The organism is Shewanella sp. SG41-4 (assembly GCF_014164505.1).
GTDB lineage: Bacteria > Pseudomonadota > Gammaproteobacteria > Enterobacterales > Shewanellaceae > Shewanella.
On sequence record NZ_JACJFI010000475.1, the window covers coordinates 1 to 2050 of the forward strand.

The window sequence follows — 2050 nt, forward strand, 5'->3', positions numbered from 1 at the left end:
ATTCCTAAGAACAGAAGACAATTTCGAATAACTCAATACCTGTGAATGTCCACACAGATTTCTTGTTTAGATTGTTAAAGAGCGTTGCTAACATGAACATCTTTCGATTTTTCATTCAGCGGCCGTTGACGCTAGGTCGTTGGCTTGGGGTGCGTATTATACGCTTTCCCGTGTCAGCGTCAAGTGTTTTTTCAAACTTTCTTTTCGCCTTGAACTCTGTGTTTTGAAGCACTTAATTCAACCTAACTCAGTAACCGCTTGCGCTGTCTGCCGTGTCAGTGGATGCGCATTATAGGCACCACACGATTTAGCGCAACCCCTTTTTTATCATATTTATCAATTAATTTTTATACTGAACTTAACACCACCTTAAGCACATCTTACCCACAGACTTACCCACAATAATGAATCCTTTCATTCATACTTTACCAATGCTCATATGGAAAAACACATTAATGCTTTAGGTTATGAGTTTTGAATTTGTTCTATAACACTCCCAAAAATAGATACATCAAGTGTGGCCAATGAAATAATCCAGATAGTGAGTAGTACAGAGAGGCAGGAGTGTTACCAATCTACAAAAATTAAACCTAGATAGTGGGTATATCAAATCAATTAACTGTCCGAGAGGCCTTAGAATCTACTGACCGCATATTACGATATAGGTGAATGAAGGTTAAACAGCATTCTCGACTGATAATAGTCACGTTGTGATTTGATACTTAAGAAGGGATTTTAAACATTAATAGAGGATTACCGACTCAGTAATGATCAAACGAGACATCATCCTTTTAAGCTACCCAATGATGAGTCTGCAATCCAGCCTAATTTGTGAAACGACAATTATACATTGGCATTATGAACCTGGTTAAGTGTGGTGATGTTTGGTCAGGAACCCAATGACGGGAATAACCTGTGGTGATGGATTTATGCATAAGGAAAATTTGTGGGTTGAGTTTGTTGTGAATATCTTGATAAGAATTTGACTTGTGCAACATTAAGAAAAGCATCTCAAAGTTAAGGGCAGCCCAAAAACATTGTGTTTCATTGATACAAAAGTTGTCATTAAAGTCGCCGTCAGTACCTATAAATATTGCGGAAGTAGAAATAAATCAAAACATGAGCAGAAGAAGTTACAGCAGGGGCAATGCTGTGATGGAAGGTTTTAAATTGAAAACAGAATGTACGCTTAAGAATGGATAGTGCCATTTTTAATTAAGCGAAGCAGGATGAACTGAATTACCTATTAAAGTAAAACATGGTCATAGCTACTAATATACGGCTCAAAAAGCTGCCGTCATGTCAGAATAACAATGTGTACAGGTTTAGTTAACCGCATCAATAATACATTATGGATATTGTGGCTTAATAGACGATGTGGTCAACTAAAACTGTACACAAATCTTAATAAAGGCCTGCAGAGTTTATGCTTTAAGGAATGAACTAGGTTTATCGATTCATTGGCGGCATGATACAAATTTTTGACACAAGAAGCCCATTATATAATAGCGGGCTGTTTCGCGACTCTTTCAAGTCAATTAGGCACTAGGAAATGACCTACTCTTTTATCCCCGAAGGGGACGCATGGGCATATCAACCACACTAGTCAATGGTTTAGGTTCAAGGCACAAAACAAAAAGGCCACTCGATTAGAGTGGCCTTGCTGTTTTATTAGGCGCCTGGAAATGACCTACTCTCGCATGGGGAGACCCCACACTACCATCGGCGATACTGTGTTTCACTTCTGAGTTCGGAATGGGATCAGGTGGTTCCACAGCTCTATGGTTTCCAGACAAACTCTTTTCTAGGACTTATCACTAGATTATTCTTGGTGCTGATACCCAGAATCGAACTGGGGACCTCATCCTTACCAAGGATGCGCTCTACCAACTGAGCCATATCAGCAATATTACTTATTGGAACTTATTAGGCGCCTGGAAATGACCTACTCTCGCATGGGGAGACCCCACACTACCATCGGCGATACTGTGTTTCACTTCTGAGTTCGGAATGGGATCAGGTGGTGCCACAGCTCTATGGTTTCCAGACA

1 tRNA gene and 2 rRNA genes are annotated in these 2050 nt (G+C 39.9%); all 3 read right to left on the minus strand.

Annotated elements, in window-relative coordinates:
* Positions 1–1677: 1677 nt before the first annotated feature.
* The 3 genes from rrf (H5202_RS21265) to rrf (H5202_RS21275) all read right to left on the minus strand — a co-directional run bounded on the left by rrf (H5202_RS21265) (position 1678) and on the right by rrf (H5202_RS21275) (position 2048).
* Positions 1678–1793 (minus strand): 5S ribosomal RNA (rrf, locus tag H5202_RS21265).
* Between the two features lie 36 nt (positions 1794–1829).
* Positions 1830–1905, minus strand: a tRNA-Thr gene (locus tag H5202_RS21270).
* A 27-nt stretch (positions 1906–1932) separates the two neighbouring features.
* Positions 1933–2048: ribosomal RNA gene (rrf, locus tag H5202_RS21275) — 5S ribosomal RNA — on the minus strand.
* Positions 2049–2050 lie beyond the last annotated feature (2 nt).